General features: G+C 26.4%; 3 protein-coding genes. 2 read left to right on the forward strand and 1 reads right to left on the reverse strand.

Going from position 1 to position 2976, the window contains the following annotated elements; translation table 11 throughout:
- Nucleotides 1-665: 665 nt before the first annotated feature.
- Nucleotides 666-1346 carry an iron-sulfur cluster repair di-iron protein ScdA gene (gene scdA / locus AC2FB1_RS10965; protein ID WP_490675264.1) on the reverse strand — a complete coding sequence of 227 codons (681 nt, stop codon included), beginning with the start codon at nt 1344-1346 and terminating at the stop codon, nt 666-668.
- Between the two features lie 169 nt (nt 1347-1515).
- Here scdA and AC2FB1_RS10970 point away from each other — a divergent pair, with 169 nt between their 5' ends.
- Both AC2FB1_RS10970 and AC2FB1_RS10975 read left to right on the forward strand, forming a co-directional pair.
- Nucleotides 1516-2661: a globin domain-containing protein gene (locus AC2FB1_RS10970; protein ID WP_490675265.1), complete on the forward strand. Its 1146-nt coding sequence runs from the start codon at nt 1516-1518 to the stop codon at nt 2659-2661.
- Nucleotides 2662-2682: 21 nt separating this feature from the next.
- Nucleotides 2683-2859: a hypothetical protein gene (locus AC2FB1_RS10975; RefSeq protein ID WP_490675266.1), complete on the forward strand. Its 177-nt coding sequence runs from the start codon at nt 2683-2685 to the stop codon at nt 2857-2859.
- Nucleotides 2860-2976 lie beyond the last annotated feature (117 nt).

Genomic DNA, 2976 nt, shown 5'->3' on the forward strand with positions numbered 1-2976 from the left:
AATAAAATTACCTGAAACGCGGTATAACAACACTTCGACTGAAAAGATAATTTACATAATAGATGATTATGGGTAGTTAATTGTATATATTATTCATTTTAATTTACCTTATTGTTTCTTTTTGACTGATACCGTAAATGTCATACTTGCTAGAAATAAAATAATAATCAATATCATCCAATTCATTCATCTACCTAGCCTTTAATATTATTACTTAATATATAGACACCTTAAAAAATCATAACGATCAAGTTAAATTCTTCTGGAAAATTTTCTTTTGAGTGAATATGCTATAAAATATATGATGAATACTAAAAAACTTCGTTACGTTTTATAAGCTTACGAAGGTTTTTTAATCTATAGTTAGAAATACTTAAATAAAAAGAGCTAAAGAGCAAACAAAAATTTAGAAATCTTATATTTATCATAAATAGACTATTATACTTAAAAAGTTATTAGTAAGTATTATCAACTTATCAATAGCTTAGGCTAGTGACTAATGTAAGTATAGAGTGAGTATTAACGTATGTTTTTACATAAATTTATCAAATTTTTTATACTTATTGTAATATTAAAACTATAATTGGTAACAATGTGTGAAAGCAATTCATATAGTAATACACATATAAGAAAAGGAGAACTAAAATTAATTATATTTATATAAACTACCCATTTTTGATTTTTTTAAATAGCACGTGGTTTTCTAAATGAACATGATTATGTGTAGCCTTTTCTAAGTTTTGTAATCTATCATAAACTAACTTCCATGTCCTACAAGCATCACTAGGTAACTCAAAATTGGAAGTTAATCTTCGTATATTATTTAAAATTTCTCCTGTATTCTCATGATCAGATGTTAAATCATTAATTATATTTTCAATATCTGGCACACTTTGACCATTATCATATTGAATGATTTTAGGAAAGTCGACTGTATCTTCTTTATGCGTATGTTCTAACATATTATCTCTAAATAATTGATATGATTTTTGTACATCTAATAAATAAGGATACTTAGGACCATGCACCTTTACTAATTTCGTTATATATGGAGTAAGATTTTTAAATTCTTCTTTCATCGTTTCGTGATAAGCTGATTGAATATATTGAATAAGAGAGGGAACACTTAAATATTTAGGATTAAATTGGTTACTTGTATCAGTAAAATCAATTTGATTAAGTTGATCCAAAATTTCTTTTAAATCAAGATTTTTTTTATTTTCAACAGCTTTTTCAATACTTTCATTCCCTCCACAACAAAAATCAATTCCTACCTTTCTAAAAATATCGGCTGTTTTAGGATAATCTGTTACAACATCGGCAACGATATCTTGTTTAGTAATCATTATTATAACCTCCTTACATTTAATATAATCAATATTCTAATTTAAAAATATTATTATCATTAAATGTCATAAAATATTCATTTAATAATTAAGATATTTAAGTATTAAAGCTTCTTTTTTGATTTTAATAATACGTAATATAATAATATTAATTAAGGAGGTATTTATTATGCTTACAGAACAAGAACAAAATATTATTAAACAAACTGTGCCATTATTAAAAGAGAAAGGTACTGAGATTACTTCTATTTTTTATCCAAAAATGTTTAAAGCACATCCCGAATTATTAAATATGTTTAATCAAACGAATCAAAAAAAAGGTATGCAATCTTCAGCATTAGCCCAAGCTGTATTAGCTGCTGCAATGAATATTAATCAATTAGAAGCTATTAAGCCTGCTATTATGCCTGTTGCATATAAACATTGTGCATTACAAGTTTATCCTGAACATTATCCAATTGTGGGAGAAAACTTACTTGCTGCAATTCAAGATGTTACAGGATTAGAAAATAATGACCCAGTAATTCAAACATGGGCAAAAGCTTATGAAGATATTGCAGATGTCTTTATCAAATTAGAAAAAGAAATATACGATCATATGTTGTGGGATGGATTTAAGCCATTTAAAGTTACTCAAATTAAACAAGAAACATCAGATATTAAATCTTTTACAGTGGAATCTGATGACTACGATTTAAGTCAATTTGAACCAGGTCAGTATATTACAGTGGATGTTTCTAGTGAAAAGCTACCATATAGAGCTAAACGTCATTACTCTATTGTTGATGGAGATAATAATCACTTAGTATTCGGTGTAAAACGCGATGTAACAACTAATCATGAAGGTGAAGTATCTACAATTTTACACGATGAGATAAAAGAAAATGACATAATCCATTTATCTGCTCCTGTTGGTGGCTTTTCAATAGAAAACATAGATAAACCTCAACTATTCATCGGCTCAGGTGTAGGTATGACGCCATTAGTGTCAATGTATAAAAAAGCTTCTTCATCAAATGTAACAACTCAATTAATTCAAGTAGTCAACAATGAGAAAGAACGTCCATTTGCTGAAGAGTTAGATACTATTACTTCTAAATATGAGCAAGCACACTTGCATTTACATGTTAAAGATCAAGATGGTTATTTAGAAGCTAAAGAATTAGAAGAATTTTTAAAAAATAAACCTGAAGTTTATATTTGTGGTGGGACAAGTTTCCTACAATCAATAATAAATGCACTAAAAAGTTTGGATTATGACATGAACAGTGTTCATTTTGAAACATTTGTACCACGTCTTAGCGTACAGATTTAAAAATATAAGGAAGGTTTGAATATGAAATTGAACTCTAGATATTTAAAAGTTTTTATTTTATATATAATAAGTATGTTAATTTCTAATGCTTTTACATCACATAAATCTTTGTTTAAAACTTTCTTACAAGGAATATTAGGTTACAGTGTATTTGCACTAGGACTTAAGTATCTAACTTTTAGAAAAAAAGTTAAATAATAAAATCTTCTAAAAAAGAGTCCGGGACATAAAGTATCTAGATAAGTGAAAAAAGACAATTTCTATTGAAATAATATAGAAATTGTCTTTTTTATAATTTTTTTGATTATTTTCAGC

It is taken from the genome of Staphylococcus sp. CoH_129_LAB_1, assembly GCF_058191515.1.

Bases quoted from the DNA above. Each gene is read 5' to 3' on its own strand.
- AC2FB1_RS10975 (WP_490675266.1), top strand. From the start codon at position 2,683: ATGAAATTGAACTCTAGATATTTAAAAGTTTTTATTTTATATATAATA.
- AC2FB1_RS10970 (WP_490675265.1), top strand. From the start codon at position 1,516: ATGCTTACAGAACAAGAACAAAATATTATTAAACAAACTGTGCCATTA.
- scdA (WP_490675264.1), bottom strand. From the start codon at position 1,346: ATGATTACTAAACAAGATATCGTTGCCGATGTTGTAACAGATTATCCT.